Consider the following 21,119-nt stretch of genomic DNA (forward strand, 5'->3'; position numbering starts at 1 on the left):
CGGGACTCCTACGAATGGGGGACCTTCGGAATCGTCGGCTCACGCTACCGGGTCCCCGCAACCCGGTGCCACGCAGCACAGGACGTGACGTCCACCCCGTGTGACCGGGGTAACGAAACCGCCCCTCGGCGCGCTGTATATGCCTCCTCACCCTCCCGGCGCCCACGTTTCCCTCGTGTTCACGCCCGCGCACGCCGTACGTTCACGAGCGCGCACGCTGCGCTACAGGGGGGCGCGCCCGCCTTGCGCTCACGCCCGCGCCCGTACGTTCACACGCGCTCTCGCGTCCGTACACTCACGCCCGCGCTCACGTCCGTACGCTCACGCCGCCGCCTGCAACTCCAGTCGCGCCCCGAACTCCCGTACCACCGGCTCGTCCTGGTACGGCTCGAGCCGCTGCTGGAAGTCGTCGAGATACTCGGCGCCGCGGTTGGAACGGAGGGTGCCCAGCAGCTCCACCGCGCGCAGGCCCGTATGGCAGGCCTGTTCCACCTCGCGCTGCTGGACCTGCGCGGTGGCGAGCAGCACATAGCCGATCGCCCGGCGGCGGGCCCGCGACTCGGGGAGCCCGGCGAGGGACTCCTCCGCGCACCGCGCGGCGGCCTCCGCCTGCCCCAGGTCCCGGTGGCAGTGCGCCAGCTCGTCGGCCAGATAGGCCTCGTCGAAGTGCGCGATCCACGCCGGGTCGTCCCCGGAGGCGGCGTCGGCCCCCTCCAGGGCGGTGACCGCCCGCCCGGACGCGGTCTGGGCGGCGCGCGCGTCGCCCATCAGCGCGTGCCCGCGCGCCTCCGCGGCGTAGAACATCGCCTCCGCGCGCGGTGTCACCCGCCCGCGCGCCCCCTCCTGCGCCGCGCGCGCCAGCTGCGCAATCTCGCGCGGGTTGCCGAGCTGCGCCGCCAGGTGACTCATGGACGCGGCGAGTACATACCCGCCGTACCCGCGGTCCCCGGCTGCCTGCGCGAGCCGCAGCGCCTGGATGTAGTACCGCTGGGCGAGCCCTGGTTGACCGGTGTCGATGGCCATATAGCCGGCGAGTTCCGTCAACCGGGACACGGCGGCGAACAGTTCGCGCCCGACCGCCTCCCGGTAGGAGCCCGCGAGCAGCCCGGAGACCACGCTGTTGAGGTAGTGCACGACGACCGGGCGGACATGCCCGCTGCCGTACTGGTGGTCCAGGTCGGTGAGCGCCTGGGTCATCGCGCGGACCGCCGCCACGTCCGACAGACCGACACGCGGCCCCGCCGCACGGGCCACCTGCGAGTCCGGCGCGGAGATCAGCCAGTCGCGGCTCGGCTCGACGAGCGCGGAGGAGGCGACGGACGAGCCGGCCAGGAAGTCCCGGCGCCCCACGTCGCTGCGCCACAGCTCGCAGACCTGCTCGATGGCCCCCAGTACAGTCGGCGAGAACTGGAGACCGACGCCGGACGCGAGGTTCTTGCCGTTGGCCATGCCGATCTCGTCGATCGTGACCGTACGGCCCAGCTTGCGGCCGAGTGCCTCGGCGATGATGGCAGGTGCCCGTCCGCGTGGCTGCTGTCCGCGCAGCCAGCGCGCCACGGACGTCTTGTCGTAGCGCAGATCGAGACCGTGCTCCGCGCCGCACATGTTGACCCGGCGGGCCAGCCCGGCGTTGGAACAGCCCGCTTCCTGAATGAGCGCCTGCAACCGTTCGTTCGGCTGCCTGGCGACGAGCGGCCTTGCGGCCATGGCGTACCCCCTGTGGCTGCGGTGCCTGCCCACGCACCGAGTTGACGTGTCTCCAACGGCCGACCGCACCGAGAGAAGTCGGCCATGAAGATCAATGCCCCGCGGAGATGCCGAAGATGCGAGACATGTGAGGATTGCCGGGGTAAAGGCGGTCGCCCAACCCCACCCCTGGTTACCCACACCCCGCTGTCGTTGCCCATGCGCGCCCCCACACGTGCATCCATGCGCCCCACATGAGGAATCGATGCCTCTCCCCCCGCGCGCGTGCCCCCCGTAACCCGAGGTGGGCCCGGGAGTTGAGTTCAGCGTGGAAGAGACCATCGCAGGCACCGTGACCGCACAGATCCCCAAGCAGCGCGGCGAATCGCTGCAGGAAACCGCCGTGCGCTATGCCGAGGAGCGCCACTGGGACGTGTTCCCCGGCACCTGGCTGGAAGCCGTCGACGGGGTGCAGCGCTGCTCCTGCGGCGAGCCCGCGTGCGCCCTACCCGGCGCGCACCCGGCGCGCGAGGACTGGGCGACGCTGACGACGGGCAGTGCGACCGTCGCGCGCCGCATGTGGTCGAAGCAGCCGTCGGCGTCGATCCTGCTGCCCACGGGGCGTACGTTCGACGCGATCGATGTGCCCGAGACGGCCGGGTTCCTCGCGCTCGCCCGTATGGAGCGGATGGAGCTGACCCTCGGGCCCGTCACCTGCACACCGAACCGGCGCATGCACTTCTTCGTGCTGCCCGGTGCCGCGATGAAGGTCCCTGACCTGGTACGGAAGCTGGGGTGGCCGCCTGCCTCCCTTGACTTGGTCGCCCTCGGGGAGGGGGCGTACGTCCCTGCCCCGCCGACCCGGTTCGGTTCCCGGGGTGCCGTGCAGTGGGCCTGCCGGCCCACCCCCGCGAATCGGTGGCTGCCGGACGCGGAGGAGCTGATCTCGCCGCTGGCGTATGCGTGCGGGCGGGAGCGGTAGCCGCCCCCTCCGTCCTGCCTGGTCCGGTTCTTCGGCGGCTGCGGGTCGGCGGTGGTTGCTCGCGCAGTTCCCCGCACCCCTATAGGGGCGCTGCTGCCCCGTAGGGTGCTCACATGACCGAGGGAGCAGGGGCCGACGTGCCCGCCGTACGTGTGCGAGGGCTCTGGAAGCGGTTCGGGGAGCAGGTCGCCGTCGCCGGGATCGATCTGGAGGTGCCCGCGGGCCAGTTCATCGGGCTCGTCGGGCCGAACGGAGCCGGGAAGACCACCACCCTCTCGATGGTGACCGGGCTGCTCAGGCCCGATCACGGGAGCGTCGAGGTCGTCGGCCACGACGTGTGGCGCGACCCCGTGGACGTGAAGGCCCGCATCGGCGTCCTGCCCGAGGGGCTCAGGCTCTTCGAGCGGCTCTCCGGGCGCGAACTCCTGGCGTACACCGGCCGGTTGCGCGGCCTGCCCGGTGCCGAGGTCGACAAGCGGGCCACCCAGCTCCTCGACGTCCTCGACCTCGCGGGCGCCCAGCACAAACTCGTCGTCGACTACTCCACGGGCATGCGCAAGAAGATCGGCCTGGCCTGCGCTCTCCTCCACAACCCCGAAGTCCTCTTCCTCGACGAGCCGTTCGAGGGCGTCGACCCCGTCTCCGCGCAGACCATCCGCGGCGTCCTGGAGCGGTACACGGGATCGGGCGCCACGGTCGTCTTCTCCTCCCACGTCATGGAGCTGGTCGAGTCGCTGTGCGACTGGGTGGCCGTGATGGCCGCGGGGCGCATCCGCGCTCACGGCCCGCTCGCGGACGTACGCGGCAGCGCGCCCTCGCTCCAGCAGGCCTTCCTCGAACTGGTCGGCGCGAACGAGCGCGCCGCCGGGACCAGCCTGGACTGGCTGGGCGGCGGGGCGCGATGAGCACCGACGCCGGTGCCTCCGCCGCCTCCATCACCCCCGTCGTCGTACGACTGAAGCTGGCGCTCCTGCGCAACGGGCTGCGTCAGTCGGCCGGGCGGCGGGCCGCGTACGTCACCTCCGTCGTCCTCGTGCTCCTCGTCGCCGCCCTCCAGCTGCTCGGCCTGATCGCGCTGCGCGGCAACGCGCACGCCACCGCCGTCGCCGTGCTGCTCGTGGCGATCCTGGCGCTCGGCTGGGCCGTGATGCCGCTGTTCTTCCCCAGCGGCGACGAGACGCTCGACCCGACCCGCCTGGTGATGCTGCCGCTGCGCCCGCGTCCGCTCGTCCGGGCGCTGCTCGCGGCCTCGCTGGTGGGCATCGGGCCGGTGTTCACCCTGTGCCTGCTCATCGGATCCGTCGTCTCCGTGGCGCACGGCACGGCGGCGTACGTCACCGCCGTCGTCGGCGTGGCCCTGGGGCTGCTCGTCTGTGTGGCCCTCGCACGGGCCGTCGCGGCCGCCAACATCCGGCTGCTGTCCAGCCGCAAGGGCCGCGATCTGGCAGTGCTCAGCGGGCTGGTGATCGCGGTCGGCGCGCAGCTCGTCAACTTCGGGGCGCAGCGGCTCGGTGCGGCGGGCGGCCTCTCGGAGCTCGACCCGGTGGCGGACGTACTGCGGTGGGTGCCGCCCGCGTCGGCGATCGGCGCGGTGGACTCGGTGAGTGCGGGGTCGTACGGGACCGGGGTCGCCCAACTGGTGCTGAGCGCGGCCGCGTTGGTGGGGCTGCTGGCGCTGTGGTCCCGGCACCTGACCCGGCTGATGACCTCGCCGGACGGGTCGACGTTGCAGGCTGCCGAGCCCGCGGCCCGGGAGCGGGCTTCGTCGGGGCTCGGCCGTCTGCTGCCGGCCGGCCGCACCGGGACGGTCATGGAGCGCAGCCTGCGGTACGTGTGGCGCGACCCGAAGACCAAGGCCGCGTGGGTGACGTCGCTCGCCATCGGGCTGATCGTGCCGGTGTTCAACGCCCTGCAGGGCACCGGCACGATCTACTTCGCGTGCTTCGCGGCCGGGATGCTCGGCATCCAGATGTACAACCAGTTCGGGCAGGACACGTCCGCGTTCTGGATGGTCGCGATGACGATCTCGTCCACGCGCGACGCGTACGTCGAACTGCGCGGGCGGGCGCTGGCGCTGCTGGTGATCACCCTGCCGTACGCGACCCTCGTGACCGTCCTGACGACCGCGCTGCTCGGCGACTGGCCCAAGCTGCCCGAGGTGCTCGGCCTCTCCTTCGCGCTGCTCGGCGCGATGCTCGCCACCGGCGCGTGGTCGTCGGCACGTTTCCCGTACTCGATCCCCCAGGAGGGTTACAAGAACGTGGCCCCCGGGCAGGCAGGGCTCGCCTGGATCGCGGTCTTCGGCGGCATGGTCTCGGCGGCCCTGCTCGCCGCCCCTGTCATCGCCCTCACGATCTGGCTGAACGTCACGGCGGACGGCGACGAGTGGACCTGGCTGCTGCTGCCGCTGGGCGCCGCGTACGGCGCGCTGATCACGGTGGGCGGGCTGCGTCTCGCCGCTCCGCGGACCGCACGGCGGCTGCCGGAGATTCTGGCGGCGGTGAGCAAGGGGTGAACCCCGGTCAGCTGGTGAGCACCCCGTCGAGAAACGGCTCGATGGCCGTGCGCCAGGCCTCCGGCTGGTCGTAGTGCACGAGGTGACCGGCGTCGGCCACCTCCGCGTACTGGCCGTGCGGCAGGACGCGGACCATCTCCTGGGACTCGGCCCGGCCCAGCTCGCCGTCGAGGCCGCGTACGACCAGAGCGGGGCAGCGGACCTGCGCGAGCTCCTCCCAGTGGGCGTCGTACACCCAGGTCTGGCGGGACTTGAGCATCTGCTCGGGCTCGAAGACGGGGCGCCAGCCGTCGCCGGACTCGTGCATCACCTCGGCGTAGAACTCGCCGCGGGACGGATTGGGGCGCTCCACCCAGGGGTCGTCCTCGCCGAACCACTTGCGTACGTCGGCGAGCGTGGCGAAGGGGACGGGCCAGGCCTTGAACCAGTCCTCCCACTCGCGCTGCGACGCGGCCCCTAACGCCGAGGCCCGCATGTCGCAGATGATCAGGCCGCGGACCAGATCGGGGCGCTTGGCGGCGAGCTGCCAGGCGGTCAGGGCGCCCATGGCATGGCCGATGAGGACGGCCGGGCCGAGGCCGAGCTGCTCCAGGGCGGCCTCGGCGTCCTCGACGTATGCTTCGCGGGTGTACTCGGCCTCCGGCGCCTTGTCGCTCTGGCCGTGGCCGCGCTGGTCCAGTGCGACGGCGCGGTGCCGCTCGGAGAGCCAGCGGGCGGTGGACGCCCAGTGGGAGGCGCGGCCCATGAGGCCGTGCAGTAACAGCACGCCCGGGGGCTGAGAGTTCTCACCCGTCCTGGAGAGATCCGCCTTGGAGGCATCCGCCCCGGAGGGGTCCGTCTTGGAGGGGTCCGTCTTGGGAGGATCGGCGAACTCCCAGGCAGCGAGGCGTACGCCGCCCGCTCCCGTCACGTCGATGCGCCGCACCATCGGTAATGGCACCCCCCTAGCTCGCTCGGACCGCCTCGCTCCCGCTCGAGCCAACCGGTCCACTCGTACCGCTTCCTACCGCTGCCGTACCGCTGCTCCTGCTGGTGTGCTGCTCTACGTGTACCCCCTGCTACGCCGCCACGTTATCGAATGGGGATTCGAAAATGGCCTTCCTGGCTGCAACACCCCTCATTCGAGTGACCACGCCCAAGGATTGACCGCCGTCGCCGAGGGGAGATCTTCAGCGGGAGGCGGACCGCTCGGGGAAATCGGTCCGAGGGGAATGACCCTGAGAGCTCGGGGCTCCGGGTCAGCACAGGGGAGGACAGGCCCCGGCGCCACACGGCGCCGGGGCCCTCTCCACAACTGCGGCACATCCTCCCGCCCCCTCCCCGACCGCGCGACATCCCTCTCGGACACGGTCAAGAGCCCTCAGGTCATATGCCTCACGCGACAGCCTCGCACGCAAATGGTCCCGGCGCTGCGATTCCGCACACTGAATCTTGGTTTCAGTGAGGTCGCGGAAACATCACAACTACCTCTGGGGTCGCGGCAGTTGACACGCTTGAGGAGGGGAGCACGTGAGGGGGTGGCGCGCGCGTGAGGGGGGCGTGGCGAGCGCAGGGGCCGACGCGGGGTCCGCGACTGCCGGACCGGCGGTCGGCACCTGGGAGTTACCCCTGGCGGCGGTCACGATCCCGTGGCGGAGCCGGCCGTCACAATCCCGCGCCGGCGCGTGCCAACACGCTCCGGTGGCGGAGCCTGCTGTCACGGTCCTGTGGCGGTGTCTGACGTCACGATCCCGTGCGGAACCTGCCGTCACGATCCCGTGCGGTGTCTGACGGCGCACACCGGGTGCATGCCGACGGACGGCACCCCGCCGGGCGTACGTCAGCGCTTGGCTACGAACACGTGGGAGGCGACGTCCGCCTCCAGCTCCGCGGCCTCGCCGCCGCTGCCCACGAGCACCCCGCCCGCGGACTCCGTCACGCTCACCACGGAGCCGGGCTGCACGCCCGCCCGCCGCAGCGTGTACATCAGCTGCGCGTCCGTCTGGATCGGCTCGCCGATGCGCCGTACGACCACCGTCTTGCCGTCCAGCCCCGGGTCGAGCTCGGCCAGCGATACCATGCCCTCGTCGAGGAACGGGTTGGCGCCGTCCTTCTCGCCCAGCTCCTCCAGGCCCGGGATCGGGTTGCCGTAGGGCGACTCCGTCGGGTGCCGGAGCAGCTCGAGCACGCGCCGCTCCACGGCCTCGCTCATCACGTGCTCCCAGCGACACGCCTCGGCGTGCACCTGCTCCCACTCCAGACCGATGACGTCGACGAGCAGGCACTCCGCGAGGCGGTGCTTGCGCATCACGCGGGTGGCGAGACGGCGCCCCTCCTCGGTGAGCTCCAGATGCCGGTCGCTGGCGACCGCCACCAGGCCGTCGCGCTCCATCCGCGCCACCGTCTGGCTGACCGTCGGCCCGCTCTGGTCGAGCCGCTCCGCGATCCGGGCGCGCATGGGGACCACGCCTTCCTCCTCCAGCTCGAGGATGGTGCGGAGATACATCTCCGTGGTGTCGATCAGTCCGGACATACGTGCCCCTCGATTAGCTCTGCCGGAGACTCGATGGCTCACCGGCGTGTGCGCTGGCCCTGAACTCAATTCTGACGCATACCACTGACAAGCGTGCCTCGCCGTTGAAACCACGCGGTTACAACTGCCTCTGCGGCTGTACGGGCCTGGGGTCCGGACGGACTGGAAACTCACGCCGGCTCAGGGAGCGGGATCCCCAGGGCTCGCGGAGCAAGGAGCCTGCGCCGTATTGACAGCGCACTGGTCCAGACCGCAACGTGATCCGCGACGCGTCGACGCTGACGATACTTCGAAGGGGCTTCGCCGATGAGCGACAGCAAGCTGGCCGGGCAGTTCTTCGACGCCGCGATCGGCCTGCTGCAGCGGGTGCGGGACGAGGACGCCGGGGACATCGAGGCAGCCGGAACCCTGATCGCCGACACCGTCGCCGACGGCGGACGGCTCTTCGCCTTCGGCGCCGGCCACTCCTCGCTCGCCGCACAGGACATCGTCTACCGCGCGGGCGGCCTCGCCCTGATGAACCTGCTCGCCGTCCCGGGCGTCGTCGGTGTCGACGTCATGCCCGCGACGCTCGGCTCCGCCCTGGAACGCGTCGACGGCCTCGCGAGCGCCGTCCTGGATTGCAGCCCGGTCCGCGCGGGCGACGTACTCGTGATCATCTCGCTCTCCGGCCGCAACGCGCTCCCCGTCGAGATGGCCATGAACGCCCGCGCCCTCGGCCTCAAGGTCATCGGCGTGACCTCGGTCGCGTACGCGTCGGAGACGAAGTCCCGGCACGTCTCGGGGACGTACCTGAAGGACCACTGCGACATCGTCCTCGACTCGAGGATCGCGGTCGGCGACGCGGAACTCACCGTGGACTCGATCGAGGCCCCCTTCGCCCCCGCCTCCACGGTCGTCACGACGGCCCTCCTCCAGGCCGTCATGGCCACGGCGGCAGGCGCACTCGCCGACCGCGGCATCGAGCCCCCGCTCCTCCGCTCGGGCAACGTGGACGGCGGCCACGAGTGGAACGGCCGCGTGATGACGGAGTACGGAGACCGGATCTTCTACCGGCGCTGAAACGGCCACCGAGACGCTCTTGGGGCGAGACGCTCTTAGGAGGAGGCAAGGGGGCAAGTGCCCAGGGGGCAGAAGGGCCCCCAGCAGCCCCAGAGACCCACGGGACCCACGGGACCCACGGGACTAAGGACCCCCCACCAGCCCCTCCAAATCCAGCGCCATGGCAATCCGTACGGCCACGTCCTCCGCGTACGTCGCGTCCGTGCGCTCGAACTGACTGCGCCCCGCCCCCCGAAGAAACGTCACGACACCCAGCGTCCGCCCCCGGCTGCGCAGCACCGCGCACAGCGCGTGCACCGAGTCCGGCGGCCACTGGCGCGCCACGGCCCACTCGCGGGTCCGCTCGGGGGTGGACTCCCCCGCGCTGGCCCGTACGGACCCGGCCCGCTCCACGCACTGCAACGCCGGATGCCCGTCGCCGTACCGCACCGGCAGCCCCGCCTTCCCCGCGAGCACGCTCGGGCCCGGGGCCCCGGAGGGCGTGGCGGCGGCCCGTACGAGCCGTACCGGCCCTTCCCCGTCGGCCACCGAACCACCCGCCATGCGGTCTATCAGCGCGTGGTCGGCGAATCCGGCGAGCGAGAAGTCGAGGTGGACGGTGGCGGCCTCGCCCGGGTCCTCGCACTCGGCCGCGGCCCGTGCCGCCCGGTGCAGCTGGTTGGCCCGGAAGCGCAGCAGCGCCGCCTCCTGCTCAGTGTGCTTGGCCTCGGTCACGTCCTGGAAGAGCCAGCCCACGCCCAGCGGAACGGGCTCCTCCGCGAGCGGCGAGGCGAGCCGCAGGAACCCGCTCCTCCAGCACCGCCGCTTCTCGCCCTCCGGCGTCCGCACGCTCACCCACATCTCGGCCGGCGCGGGCGGCGCGCCCTCGGCCAGCACATGGGTGAGAGCACCTTCCAGCTCCTCGACCCCCTGGGAGAGCAGCTCCCCGAGGGGCCGCCCAAGAACAGCCGTACGCCCGATTCCCAGCGCCCGAGCCGCATGAGCGTTGACGACGGCGGGCCGCAGATCCGCGTCCACCAGGACCACACCCCAGCTGGCGTCCTCGAACAACGCCTCGCTGAGCGCGATGGACCGCTCGAGGTCAATCTGCGCGTGCACCTCGCTGAAGGCGCAGTACACCCCGGCGGGCTTCCCGTCGGGCCCGCGCACGGCGGCGGACTGAGTCCGTACGAGCACTCGCCCGCCGTCCTTGGTCACGAGGGCGAACTCGTGCACCTGCCGCCCGGGGGCCTGCATGGCGGACAACAGCCGCTCCTCGACCTCCTCGGCGTCCGCGGTCCGCACGGCCCACCCGGCGAACCCGTGCCGCCCCACGGCCTCGGCCGCGGTCCACCCGAGAATCCGCTCGGCCTCACGATTCCAATGGGTGACGACCCCATCGGCGTCAAAGGCGCACAACGCCGCGTCCATCCCATCCAGCAGCGCGGCAAGCAGATCCGAACCATCCCGCTCGGGCTCGTCCGGCCCCAGCTCATCGGTGGTCCCACTACGCCGGGAAGCACTCACCTGGACCCCCTGCAGGCTGCGTCCGCACGTACGGCGCGACAGTTCGCTCATGCACCTTCATTCAACTCGAACGTGACCCAGCCCACACCATGTTCCCGGAAGATTGGACGAAATCGTTGTACGCCGGAATCCCGCCCCGTCCGCCCCACCCAGCGCGGGCCGGTTCCAGCACCCTCGCGAACCTTTCGAAAAAACTGGTTGAGCCGTGCGCGATCGGTTCCTAGTGTGTGACGCACGCCGAAAGGAGGTGATCGGGTACATGTATGAAACCCGGACTCGCGAGGTGGCTGCGGGCTAGCGGCCCGTCACCACATCCAGTGCGGTGCCGGACCAGCGTGTGACATGTGCGCGCACCCGGCCCAATCTCCAGCAGTCACCCAACCCGCGGGCTCGCCGGTACGTCCGGCCGGCTCCCCCGCCGTGAGGCGGAGGGGACCAGAGCTCGCGGGTCGTCTGCGTTCCGAGGGCCGCCTCCCGGAGCCAAATTCACACCGCACGGAAGCACCCCGAGCTTCTCCGGTGTACCGCCACCGCCGAGGCGTTCATCGACTGAGGCGTTCCGTACCCTTCTTCTACAACCGTTCCTATGCACCGAGCGGGAGCGGGTCCTGTTGCCAGGGCCGTTGCCCGGTGGCGCTGCCCCGAACGGTGTTGGGCAGGCTGGTCCCCCGCTTTCGCTCCACCACCGGCGACTCGCATCTGGTGCGCGGTCCGGGCTGGTGAGGGCGGGTTTCCTCGCGCATTCGGGTTTCCGGTCGGGCCTGGACGGTCCGATGCCCACCATGATCACTCTGGTCAGGGTGGGGCGGTGCCGTCCGTCGCCGGATCGGATGCCCGAGGGCGCGTCGCCCGATTGCGATGCTCGCTGCATCGTGTCGGGACGTCTTACGTCGTGGGGTGGTCAGCGGTTTCTGCCAGTACTGGGCGCCCCACCTGCTGGTGTAGGCCGGGTCGACCGTAACGACCGCCACGCCCTGTTCTGCGGCCATCGACACCAGCCGGGCTCGGAGCTTCGCAGTGGGGAAACGGGAGAGCAACCGGCGGAACCGCTTGTTGCGGCCGTGCTTCTCACGGCTCCTGCCATCGGCGAAGTCGAGATCCTCGATCGCGATCGCCTTCGCGCCGCAGCGGCGGGCGAAGTGCAGCAGCCGGGTCAACGCGTGACGAATCTGAGCATCCCTGTGCGCGGCGGTACCGGAGAGGTCGTAGAAGAAGCGCTCTGGGTCCCCAACTGGATTGCCGTGTTGATCAAGCCGCCAGACGGCAAGGTGATCGTCGTTCATGTCCACGCCGACGACACCTTGGGTGAGAGCCCCCTCCAGCGGCAGGACGGGAACGGTGGCCCGCTGCCAGGACGCCGTCACATACCAGCGGCCCCGCAGCACGTCGTGGTGGATTCGGTAGGCCACAGCCCGCTTGCCCGCGATCCGGTCCCGCCACTCCTCGTCCCGGTGCCGGAACGCCACCCTCGCATCCAGGACGTATCGGCCATGCGGCGAATTGACCAAATGGGCCAGTGCGGCCGGGAGTTTGATCGAGATCTGCCCGGTGTCGGTGACACGGATGGTCAGATTGCCATGCCGCACACCGGACTCCCCGTCGGCGGCCAGGAACATCCGCGCCGCCTCCCACCGCGCACGCCACGCCTGCTCGCTCACCTCGGCCTCATCAAGGTGGTGACGCATGTGCGCGAGAGCGCGGCCGCCGCGCACCACGTGCACCCGCCCCGATGCCCAGTCCGCCTCCGCTGCTGTCAGCCGGTCCTTCAGGACATTCAGGCGACGGGACTTGGCATGCCACTCGGCCCGCGAGGCATAGCCACGAACCAGGCCCTCGCATTTGTTGGCTTTGGCTCCCAGCGGCCGCGCCATCCGTGACTCGATTTGTGCGACCTGCGTCCGCAGCCAGGCCAGATGCGAGGCCTGGCTGCGCCTCGCCAGAGCCCACTGATCATTCGTGGCCTTGGTGATGCTCCCGGCCCAGCGTGCCGACGACTTACCGGTCAGCTCCCGCTTCCGTAACGCCCAGGAGGCAGCATCATGCTCCAGGCCTTGCCGGGAGCGGGCTGCGAGATCACCGGATGCCAATGAGCCGAGAAACGCGCCGACCTCGGTCAGTACGGCCGCGTCCGTCTCCGACACCCTTAGCCGGTCGCGGATCGCAACCCCCGCAGAGCCTGGCACCACGAACGATGCCGCCAACTTCCGCACCCCGCCCACCGCCCCCTTCGGCCCGAAGATCCCCACACCGAACCCAACGAGCACCAACCACAAGAGTCACTCGTTCGACGCAAGTACTTCCGTTCCCTTTTCGGAAAGGATCCGGGACCCACACGGTGAGCGGGGGAAGCGACCCCTATCGAACAAGACAAGCAATTCGTATCGGCGTGGCGCACGTGTGGCGACGCCTATGGGGTGCCGCCACACAGGTGGTCCGCGCATCGACGGTACGCGCGGGATCTCAGTGCGCGATGTCCGCGTAGCCGACGATTTCCTGGGGGCTGCGTGAACCGGGGCCCACGTAGCGCGCGGACGGCCGTACGAGCCGTCCGGTGCGCTTCTGTTCCAGGATGTGCGCGGACCAGCCCGCGGTGCGGGCGCAGGTGAACATCGAGGTGAACATGTGCGCCGGGACCTCGGCGAAGTCGAGGACGATGGCGGCCCAGAACTCGACGTTGGTGGCCAGGACGCGGTCGGGGCGGCGGGCGTGGAGTTCGGCCAGGGCGGCCTTCTCCAGGGCCTCGGCGATCTCGAAGCGGGGGGCGCCGAGGTCGCGGGCCGTGCGGCGCAGGACTCGCGCGCGCGGGTCCTCGGCGCGGTACACCCGGTGGCCGAAGCCCATGAGGCGTTCGCCCTTGTCCAGCGCCTGCTTCACATACGCCTCGGCGTCTCCGGTGCGCTCGATCTCCTCGATCATGCCGAGGACGCGGGAGGGGGCGCCGCCGTGCAGCGGGCCGGACATGGCGCCGACGGCTCCGGAGAGGGCCGCCGCCACGTCCGCGCCCGTGGAGGCGATGACGCGGGCCGTGAAGGTGGACGCGTTCATGCCGTGTTCGGCCGCGGAGGTCCAGTACGCGTCCACCGCCGCGACATGCTTGGGGTCCGGCTCGCCGCGCCAGCGGATCATGAACCGTTCGACGACGGACTGGGCCTTGTCGATCTCGCTCTGCGGGACCATGGGCAGCCCCTGGCCGCGGGCGGACTGGGCGACGTACGAGAGGGCCATGACGGCGGCGCGGGCGAGGTCCTCGCGGGCCCGACGCTCGTCGATGTCGAGGAGGGGTTTGAGGCCCCAGACGGGGGCGAGCATGGCGAGTGCGGACTGGACGTCGACGCGGATGTCGCCGGAGTGGACGGGGATCGGGAACGGCTCGGCGGGCGGCAGGCCGGGGTTGAAGGCGCCGTCGACGAGGAGTCCCCAGACGTTTCCGAAGGAGACGTGGCCGACCAGATCCTCGATGTCGACGCCTCGGTACCGGAGTGCGCCGCCCTCCTTATCCGGTTCGGCGATCTCCGTCTCGAACGCGATGACTCCCTCGAGTCCGGGTACGAAGTCGGACATCAGGCGGCTCCTCATGATGTGTACGACAGACAGATGGGTTTGTGGGGGTTGCCGAGTGGTGCGGGGTTGTTGACGACTCTTGCGGGGGTGTTGACGACTACTGCTGCGAAGGTGCTGACGACCGTGGTCGTACGGGGGTGATCGTGTCCGGTCCGGTTCCACGGCCACGTCCTGTTACGGCTCGCGGTCCGAAGCGGTCACCCCGGTGATGCCCCGTGCGGCTGGCGGTCACCCAACCGGAACGGCAGCAGCACGATATCCCCGAGTGCCACCTTTGGGGAGAGCGCACGGCACTCAGTGCCACGCAGTGATGAAGCGCACCCCGCCAGGTGCGGGCGCGGATACGGCAAGATGACCGCGTGAACGACCGTTTCCCGGACGAATCCGCTGCCGAGCCCCTCATCCAGCGCGCGGCCGCCGCCGCCGAGGCCGCTGCCGAAGAAATCGCCGACGATCCCGCCGCGATGCGCGCGCACTATCGCGCCGAGGGTCTCGACGAGAACGACCTCGCCACGCATCCCATGGAGCAGTTCTCGCGCTGGTTCAAGCAGGCCGCGCAGGCCGCGATGCACGGCTTCGTGCACGAGCCGAACGCGATGGTCGTCTCCACCGCGGACGCCGAGGGCCGGCCCAGCTCGCGCACGGTGCTGCTGAAGCAGTACGACGAGCAGGGCTTCGTCTTCTACACCAACTACGACTCCCGCAAGGCCCGCGAGCTGGCCGAGAACCCGTACATCTCGCTGCTCTTCCCCTGGCATCCGATGGCCCGCCAGGTCATCGTCACGGGCACGGCGCGGCGCACCGGCCGGGACGAGACGGCCGCGTACTTCCGCACCCGCCCGCACGGCTCCCAGCTCGGCGCCTGGGCCAGCGCACAGTCCTCGGTCATCTTCTCCCGCGCCGAACTGGACGCCTCGTACGCGGAGTTGAGCGCCCGCTACCCGGAGGGCGAGCAGGTCCCGGTGCCCCCGAACTGGGGCGGTTTCCGCATCGCCCCCCAGACGGTCGAGTTCTGGCAGGGCCGCGAGAACCGACTCCACGACCGCCTGCGGTACGTGGCGGAGCCGGACGGCAGCTGGAGGGTGGAGCGGCTCAGTCCCTGACCTCGGGCGGGGTTCACTCCCTGGCCTCGGGCGGGGTTCACTCCCTGGCCTCGGGCGGGACTCAGCCCAACGCCTCCTCCAGCAGCACCCCCCACTGCGCCACCACCCTCTCCCGTCGCCCCCCGTCGTCCGTGAGCAGGTTGGCGAGGCCCAGGCCCCGTGCCATGTCCAGGAGGCCCTGGACCGTCTCGCGTACGCCCGGTCGGGACTCGTCCGCGGCCAGGAGGTCGACCGCGATGCGGTGGGTCTCGCGGCCGACGTGGGCCTCGAGTTCGGTGACGCGGGGGCGGAGTTGTTCTTCGCTGGAGGCGGCGACCCAGAGGTGGAGGGCGGCGCGGAAGAGGGGGCCGGTGTAGAGATCGACGAGGGCGGCGACTACCGCGCGGCGGTCGGCGGGGCCCTCCGGGAAGAGGGCGCGCAGGGCTGTGGAGCGTTCCTCGGCGACGTACTCCACCGCCGCGGTGAAGAGGTCCTCGCGGGTGGGGAAGTGGTGCTGGGCGGCGCCCCTGGAGACGCCGGCGCGTTCGGCGACGACGGACACGGTGGAGCCCGCCCAGCCGTGTTCGGCGAGGCAGGCCACGGCGGCCGCGAGGAGCCGCTGCCGGGTGGCCCGGCTGCGGTCCTGCTTGGGGACATGCGGAAGGCGCGGAGCGTGCTGCGGCGTGGTCACACCACCCATGCGGGGTCCCGTCGTTCGAGGAAGGCCGTCATTCCCTCGCGGGCCTGCACGGAGGAGAACAGCCGGGCCGAGAGCGCGGTCAGGTCGGCCGCGTCCCGGTCGAAGGCCTCCAGCACCTTAGCCGTGAGCAGCGCCTTCGTCTCGGCGAGGCCCTGGGGGGAGGCGCGGCGCAGGCCGTCGAGGACAGGGGCCAGTACGGCGTCGACGTCGTCGCCCGCCGCCGTGAGGAGCCCGGTGCGCACCGCCTCGGCCGCGTCGAAGCGTTCGCCGGTGAGGTAGTAGCGGGCGAGGGCGCGGGGGTCCGTACGGGGCAGCAGGGGCAGGGAGATGACGGCGGGGGCGACGCCGATGCGTACCTCCGTGAAGGCGAAACTCGCATCCCGGCCGGCCACCGCGATGTCGCAGGCGCCGAGCAGGCCGAGGCCGCCCGCCCGCACATGTCCGGTCACCCGGGCGAGTACGGGTTTGCGCAGTTCGACGATCTGCCGCAGCAGCCCGACGAGGGCGTCCGGGGGATGGGGGTCCCCCCGCTCGAGCGAAGCCGAGAGTGGGGGAGGGTCGCGCAGGTCGGCGCCCGCGCAGAACGTGTTCCCGGTGTGGGTGAGGACGATCGCGCGGACGTCGCCGTCCTTGCCGCACCGGGTGAGCCCGTCCGTCAGTTCGCCCACGAGCGCGGCGGACAGGGCGTTGCGGTTGTCCGGCGAGTCGAGGGTGAGGGTGGTGACGGCCCGGTCGTGGGCGGTGTGGACGAGGGGCGTCACGACAGCTCCCGCAGTTGACGGCGGAGGATCTTCCCGGAGGCCGCCCGGGGGACGCCTTCGATGAAGGTGACCTCGCGGACCCTCTTGTAGGGGGCGACGCGTTCGGCGACGTACATCATGACCTCTCCTTCGGAGAGGTCCGTCGCGGACGGCTGGCGCACCACGTACGCGTGGGGGACTTCGTTGTTGTCGTCGTTGTAGACCCCGATCACGGCGGCGTCGGCGATGCCGGGGTGGGTGAGCAGCAGGGCTTCGAGTTCGGCGGGGGCCACCTGGAAGCCCTTGTACTTGATGAGTTCCTTGACGCGGTCGACGACGAACAGCCAGCCGTCGGCGTCCACGTGGCCGACGTCTCCGGTGTGCAGCCAGCCGTCCTGGTCGATCATCGCGGCGGTGGCGTCGGGGCGGCCCAGGTAGCCCTTCATGACCTGGGGGCCGCGGATGGCTATCTCGCCCGCTTCACCGATGCCCAGGTCCTTGGTGGGGTCGTCCAGCGACACGATGCGCATCTCCGTGCCGGCGATGAGCTTGCCGACGGTCCCCGGGGGCGGGTTTTCGGCGCCCTGGGGGACGACGTGCGTGCCGGGCGACAGTTCCGTCATGCCGTACGCCTGGCCGACGGGCGGCAGTCCGAGTCGCCGTGAACAGGCGGCCGCCAAGGCGGCGTCCAGGGGGGCGGCCGAGCAGATGATGTGCTTCAGGGACGACAGGTCGTACTGCGTGACGGCCGGGTGTTTGGCGAGGGCGAGGACGATCGGCGGGGCCACGTACAGGGAGGTGATGTGGTGCTTCTGGATGGCCGCGAGGAAGGTGTCGAGGTCGAAGCGGGGCAGGACGACGACGGTGGCGCCCTGCCTCAGGGGCGCGTTCATGAGGGCCGTGAGCCCGTAGATGTGGAAGAAGGGCAGCACGGCGAGGATGCGGTCGCCGGGGCCCGTCGGCATGGACGGCGCGAGCTGCGCGAGGTTGGTGGCGATGGACCGGTGGGTGAGCATCACACCCTTGGGGATGCCGGTGGTGCCCGAGGAGTACGGGAGGGCGGCGACGTCCTCCACGGGGTCGAAGTCGATGTGCGGTTCGGGTGCGGTGGAGCCGAGCAGGTCGATCAGCGAGCGGTGCCCGGACGCCTGGTCGCAGACGAAGATCTCCCGTACGCCGCCGGCGAGTTCGGCGGCCTGCCGTGCCGTCTCCAGGAGGGGCGAGACGGTCACGATCCAGCTCGCGGCGCAGTCGCGCAGCTGCTTGGCGAACTCCTCGGGCGTGGCGAGCGGGTGCACGGTCGTGACCGATGCCCCCGCGCGCGTGGCCGCGTAGAACGCCATCGGGAAGGCGATGGTGTTCGGGCTGTGCAGGGCCAGTACGTCACCCTTGCGGACGCCCGCGTCGGCGAACGCGGCGGCCAGCCGGCGGTGGAAGAAGTCGAGTTGGCCGTAGGTGAGCGTGGTGCCGTCGACTCCGTCGATGAGCGCGGGTGTCTCGCCGCGCTCGGCGGCGCTGCCGAGGACGGCCTCGTGGATGGGTTCCTCGACGGCCGGGACATCTGCGTACTCGCTGCGGAACACGGTTCCTCCTAGTACGGCCTTGTACAACCTTGAACTGCCTAGTACGACTTGGGCAGGCCCAGGGTCTGGTGGGAGACGTAGTTGAGAATCATCTCCCTGCTGACCGGTGCGATACGAGACACGCGCGACGCCGTAATCAGGGAGGCGAGGCCGAACTCGCGGGTCAGGCCGTTGCCGCCGAGGGTGTGCACGGCCTGGTCGACGGCCTTCACGCAGGCTTCGGCGGCCGCGTATTTGGCCATGTTGGCGGCCTCTCCGGCCGCGACGTCGTCCCCGGAGTCGTACAGGAACGCCGCCTTCTGCATCATCAGACGGGCCAGTTCGAGCTCGATGTGGGACTGCGCCAGGGGGTGCGCGATCGCCTGGTGGGCGCCGATGGGTTCCTTCCAGACGGTGCGTTCGCGCGCGTACTCGACGGCCCTGGAAAGCGCGTAGCGGCCCATGCCGATCGCGAACGCGGCCGTCATCACCCGCTCGGGGTTGAGCCCGGCGAAGAGCTGGAGCAGCCCGGCGTCCTCGTCGCCGACGAGCGCGTCGGCGGGCAGCCGTACGTCGTCGAGGGTCAGCTCGAACTGCTTCTCCGCGCCGTGCAGTTCCATGTCGATCTGCCGCCGCTCGAAGCCGTCGGCGTCGCGCGGGACGATGAACAGGCAGGGCTTGAGGCGGCCGGTCCTCGCGTCCTCCGTGCGTCCCACGACGAGCGTCGCGTCGGCGATGTCGACGCCGGAGATGAACACCTTGCGGCCGGTGAGCACCCAGCCTCCCCCACTCTCGGCTCCGCTCGAGCGGGAGGTGCCCCCATCGTCCCGGCGGGCCGTGGTGGTGATCCGGTGCGAGTTGGAACCCGCGTCGGGTTCGGTGATGCCGAAGGCCATGGTGCGGGTGCCGTCGGCGAGGCCGGGCAGCCATTGCTGTTTCTGTTGGCCGGTGCCGAAGCGGGCGATGACCGTTCCGCAGATCGCGGGCGACACGACCATCATCAGCAGGGGGCAGCCCGCGGCACCCAACTCCTCCAGGACGATGGAGAGTTCGGCTATGCCGCCGCCCCCGCCGCCGTATGCCTCCGGCAGGTTGACGCCGAGGTAACCGAGCTTGGCCGCCTCGGACCAGAGTTCGTCGGGGTGGCCCCCGTCGGCGACGATCTTGGTGAGGTACTCGCGGCCGTAGCGCCTTCCGAGGGCGGCCACGGCGGAGCGGAGGGCTTTGTGTTCTTCGGTCTCTGCGGCGGGGCTCATGGGTGCTCCTGAGGGCGTCTCGACAGTGCGGCTTGTTCGTGACTGATCGCGCAGTTCCGCGCGCCCCTGTCGGGGCGCGTTCCTCACGAGGTTGCTTCTACGACAGCGAGCAGCGTGCCGACCTCCACCTGCTGTCCGGGGGCGGCGTGAAGGGCGCTGAGCGTCCCCGTGGCCGGCGCGGAGACCTTGTGCTCCATCTTCATCGCCTCCAGCCACAGCAGGGGCTCTCCGGCCCGTACGGCGGCCCCTACGGCCAGCCCTTCAGCCACTCGGACGACCGTGCCGGGCATCGGTGCGAGCAGTGAGCCGGGGGCGCGGTCTGCGGCCGGGTCGGGGAAGCGCGGCAGGGCCGTGAGGGCCACGGCGTTCACGAACACCTGGCCGCCGTACCGCGCCACCTCGAACTTCCTCCGTACGCCGTCCACTTCGAGTACGACGAGACGGGCGTCGGCGTGCACCACGCGCACCCCGTCGGCGGTCAGGCCGTCGCGGGTGTGCCGGTAGTGGACCTCGTGTTCCTCCCCTGCCATGAGGTAGCGCTTGAGTTGCGGCTGCGAGGGCAGGTTCCGCCAGCCGCCGAACCGGGAGCGGCCGTGCGCGTCCGCGAGGGCGGCGGCCAAGGGGGCGTACGGGTCCGGGGCGAGTGTCGTGAGATCGGCGAGGTGGCGCTCGTAGAAGCCCGTGTCCATCCGGGCCGTGGTGAACTCCTCGTGCCGCAGCGACCGTACGAGAAGGTCCCTGTTGGTGGCCGGGCCGTGGATCGTCGCGCTCTCCAGGGCGCCCGACAGTTTGCGGAGGGCCTCCGCGCGGGTGGGGGCGTGGGCGACGGCCTTGGCGAGCATCGGGTCGTAGTGGATGCCGATGGGGTCGCCGTCGGTGTAGCCGGTGTCCAGGCGGATGCCGTCCGGGACGACGAGGCGGTGCAGGGTGCCGGTCTGGGGGGCCCACGCACTGGCCGGGTCCTCCGCGTACAGGCGGGCCTCGATCGCGTGGCCACGCGCGCGTGGAGGGTCGGTTTCGAGGGGCGCGCCCTCGGCGACCCGGATCTGGAGCGCCACGAGGTCGATGCCGAAGACCGCCTCCGTCACCGGGTGTTCGACCTGGAGGCGGGTGTTCATCTCCAGGAAGTGCGCCTTGCCGTCCGCGACCAGGAACTCGACCGTCCCGGCGCCCACGTAGTCGACGGCGCGGGCGGCGCGTACGGCCAGCGCATGGAGCTCTTCCGCGAGCCGGGGTGCGAGCCCGGGCGCCGGTGCCTCCTCGATCACCTTCTGGTGGCGTCGCTGGAGGGAGCAGTCGCGCGTGCCGAGCGCCCACACCGTGCCGTGCGCGTCGGCGAGAATCTGCACCTCGATGTGCCGGCCGCCCTCCACGTAGGGCTCGACGAAGACCTCCCCGTCACCGAAGGCACTGAGGGCTTCGGCGCGGGCGGCTGCCAACTCGGCGTCCAGCTCGCCGCGTTCCCGCACGACGCGCATACCGCGCCCGCCACCGCCCGCGGCTGCCTTCACCAGCACGGGGAGGTCGTCAGCCGTCACGGTCGACAGGGGCTCGAGCCCCATCAGCTTCTTGGCGCGCGTCTTGGAGGCCATCGCCTCGATCGCCTCGGGGGACGGACCGATCCAGGTGAGGCCCGCGTCGATGACGGCACGCGCGAAGTCGGCGTTCTCGGAGAGGAATCCGTACCCGGGGTGCACGGCGCTCGCGCCGGCGCTCAGGGCCGCCTTCACGATCAGATCACCGCGCAGATACGTCTCCGAGGGCGCCGCGCCCGGCAGCCGTACCGCCGCGTCGGCCACGCGCGCGTGGAGGGCGTTTTCGTCGGCGTCCGAGTGCACGGCGACGGTTCGGATTCCCAACTCACGGCAGGTGCGGAAGACCCGGCAGGCGATCTCGCCGCGGTTGGCGACGAGGACGGAAGCAATCACTTCGGAGGACCTCATATCCGTCATGGC

16 protein-coding genes are annotated in these 21,119 nt (G+C 71.1%); 5 read left to right on the forward strand and 11 right to left on the reverse strand.

Going from position 1 to position 21,119, the window contains the following annotated elements; translation table 11 throughout:
- Window positions 1-321: 321 nt before the first annotated feature.
- Window positions 322-1,707 (reverse strand): transcriptional regulator, encoded by a 1,386-nt coding sequence (locus tag ACZ4WS_RS37595; RefSeq protein ID WP_467987457.1) that lies wholly within the window; start codon window positions 1,705-1,707, stop codon window positions 322-324.
- 307 nt (window positions 1,708-2,014) lie between these two features.
- On the opposite strand from ACZ4WS_RS37595, the gene ACZ4WS_RS37600 reads away from it, so the two are divergent.
- The 3 genes from ACZ4WS_RS37600 (at window position 2,015) to ACZ4WS_RS37610 (ending at window position 5,183) form a co-directional block, all read left to right on the forward strand.
- On the forward strand, window positions 2,015-2,668 hold the full coding sequence (locus ACZ4WS_RS37600) for a bifunctional DNA primase/polymerase (protein ID WP_467987459.1): 654 nt from the start codon (window positions 2,015-2,017) through the stop codon (window positions 2,666-2,668).
- 113 nt (window positions 2,669-2,781) lie between these two features.
- Complete coding sequence (locus tag ACZ4WS_RS37605; RefSeq protein WP_467987460.1) at window positions 2,782-3,573, forward strand: ABC transporter ATP-binding protein; 792 nt, start codon at window positions 2,782-2,784, stop codon at window positions 3,571-3,573.
- The gene (locus ACZ4WS_RS37610; protein WP_467987461.1) at window positions 3,570-5,183 is read left to right on the forward strand and encodes a transporter; all 1,614 of its coding nucleotides are present in this window, start codon (window positions 3,570-3,572) and stop codon (window positions 5,181-5,183) included. The genes ACZ4WS_RS37605 and ACZ4WS_RS37610 overlap by 4 nt, the downstream gene beginning before the upstream one ends.
- A 7-nt stretch (window positions 5,184-5,190) precedes the next feature.
- Here the strand turns inward: ACZ4WS_RS37610 and ACZ4WS_RS37615 are convergent, their stop codons facing one another.
- Window positions 5,191-6,111 carry an alpha/beta fold hydrolase gene (locus ACZ4WS_RS37615; protein WP_467987462.1) on the reverse strand — a complete coding sequence of 307 codons (921 nt, stop codon included), beginning with the start codon at window positions 6,109-6,111 and terminating at the stop codon, window positions 5,191-5,193.
- An 891-nt stretch (window positions 6,112-7,002) separates the two neighbouring features.
- Complete coding sequence (locus ACZ4WS_RS37620) at window positions 7,003-7,695, reverse strand: metal-dependent transcriptional regulator (protein ID WP_467987463.1); 693 nt, start codon at window positions 7,693-7,695, stop codon at window positions 7,003-7,005.
- 306 nt (window positions 7,696-8,001) lie between these two features.
- On the opposite strand from ACZ4WS_RS37620, the gene ACZ4WS_RS37625 reads away from it, so the two are divergent.
- Window positions 8,002-8,757: an SIS domain-containing protein gene (locus tag ACZ4WS_RS37625; RefSeq protein WP_467987465.1), complete on the forward strand. Its 756-nt coding sequence runs from the start codon at window positions 8,002-8,004 to the stop codon at window positions 8,755-8,757.
- A gap of 123 nt (window positions 8,758-8,880) precedes the next feature.
- Here the strand turns inward: ACZ4WS_RS37625 and ACZ4WS_RS37630 are convergent, their stop codons facing one another.
- The 3 genes from ACZ4WS_RS37630 to ACZ4WS_RS37640 all read right to left on the reverse strand — a co-directional run bounded on the left by ACZ4WS_RS37630 (window position 8,881) and on the right by ACZ4WS_RS37640 (window position 13,824).
- On the reverse strand, window positions 8,881-10,314 hold the full coding sequence (locus ACZ4WS_RS37630) for a PAS domain-containing protein (protein ID WP_467987466.1): 1,434 nt from the start codon (window positions 10,312-10,314) through the stop codon (window positions 8,881-8,883).
- Window positions 10,315-10,847: 533 nt separating this feature from the next.
- Window positions 10,848-12,482 (reverse strand): IS200/IS605 family accessory protein TnpB-related protein, encoded by a 1,635-nt coding sequence (locus ACZ4WS_RS37635; RefSeq protein ID WP_467987579.1) that lies wholly within the window; start codon window positions 12,480-12,482, stop codon window positions 10,848-10,850.
- A 241-nt stretch (window positions 12,483-12,723) separates the two neighbouring features.
- Window positions 12,724-13,824, reverse strand: coding sequence for a citrate synthase 2 (locus ACZ4WS_RS37640; protein ID WP_467987467.1), 1,101 nt, complete (start codon window positions 13,822-13,824; stop codon window positions 12,724-12,726).
- Window positions 13,825-14,288: 464 nt separating this feature from the next.
- Here ACZ4WS_RS37640 and pdxH point away from each other — a divergent pair, with 464 nt between their 5' ends.
- Window positions 14,289-14,927 carry a pyridoxamine 5'-phosphate oxidase gene (gene pdxH, locus ACZ4WS_RS37645; RefSeq protein ID WP_467987580.1) on the forward strand — a complete coding sequence of 213 codons (639 nt, stop codon included), beginning with the start codon at window positions 14,289-14,291 and terminating at the stop codon, window positions 14,925-14,927.
- Between the two features lie 61 nt (window positions 14,928-14,988).
- Here pdxH and ACZ4WS_RS37650 read toward each other — a convergent pair whose 3' ends face one another.
- The 5 genes from ACZ4WS_RS37650 to ACZ4WS_RS37670 all read right to left on the reverse strand — a co-directional run bounded on the left by ACZ4WS_RS37650 (window position 14,989) and on the right by ACZ4WS_RS37670 (window position 21,116).
- Window positions 14,989-15,606 (reverse strand): TetR/AcrR family transcriptional regulator, encoded by a 618-nt coding sequence (locus ACZ4WS_RS37650; protein WP_467987468.1) that lies wholly within the window; start codon window positions 15,604-15,606, stop codon window positions 14,989-14,991.
- On the reverse strand, window positions 15,594-16,367 hold the full coding sequence (locus tag ACZ4WS_RS37655; protein WP_467987469.1) for an enoyl-CoA hydratase family protein: 774 nt from the start codon (window positions 16,365-16,367) through the stop codon (window positions 15,594-15,596). The genes ACZ4WS_RS37650 and ACZ4WS_RS37655 overlap by 13 nt, the downstream gene beginning before the upstream one ends.
- Entirely contained in the window at window positions 16,364-17,929 is a 1,566-nt protein-coding gene (locus tag ACZ4WS_RS37660) for a 4-coumarate--CoA ligase family protein (RefSeq protein ID WP_467987470.1), read from the reverse strand. Before ACZ4WS_RS37660 ends, ACZ4WS_RS37655 begins: the two co-directional genes overlap by 4 nt.
- Window positions 17,930-17,967: 38 nt before the next feature.
- Window positions 17,968-19,164: an acyl-CoA dehydrogenase family protein gene (locus ACZ4WS_RS37665; protein ID WP_467987472.1), complete on the reverse strand. Its 1,197-nt coding sequence runs from the start codon at window positions 19,162-19,164 to the stop codon at window positions 17,968-17,970.
- Between the two features lie 83 nt (window positions 19,165-19,247).
- Entirely contained in the window at window positions 19,248-21,116 is a 1,869-nt protein-coding gene (locus tag ACZ4WS_RS37670; protein WP_467987473.1) for an acetyl/propionyl/methylcrotonyl-CoA carboxylase subunit alpha, read from the reverse strand.
- Between the last annotated feature and the right edge of the window lie 3 nt (window positions 21,117-21,119).

Source organism: Streptomyces sp. NPDC029292 (assembly GCF_055569295.1).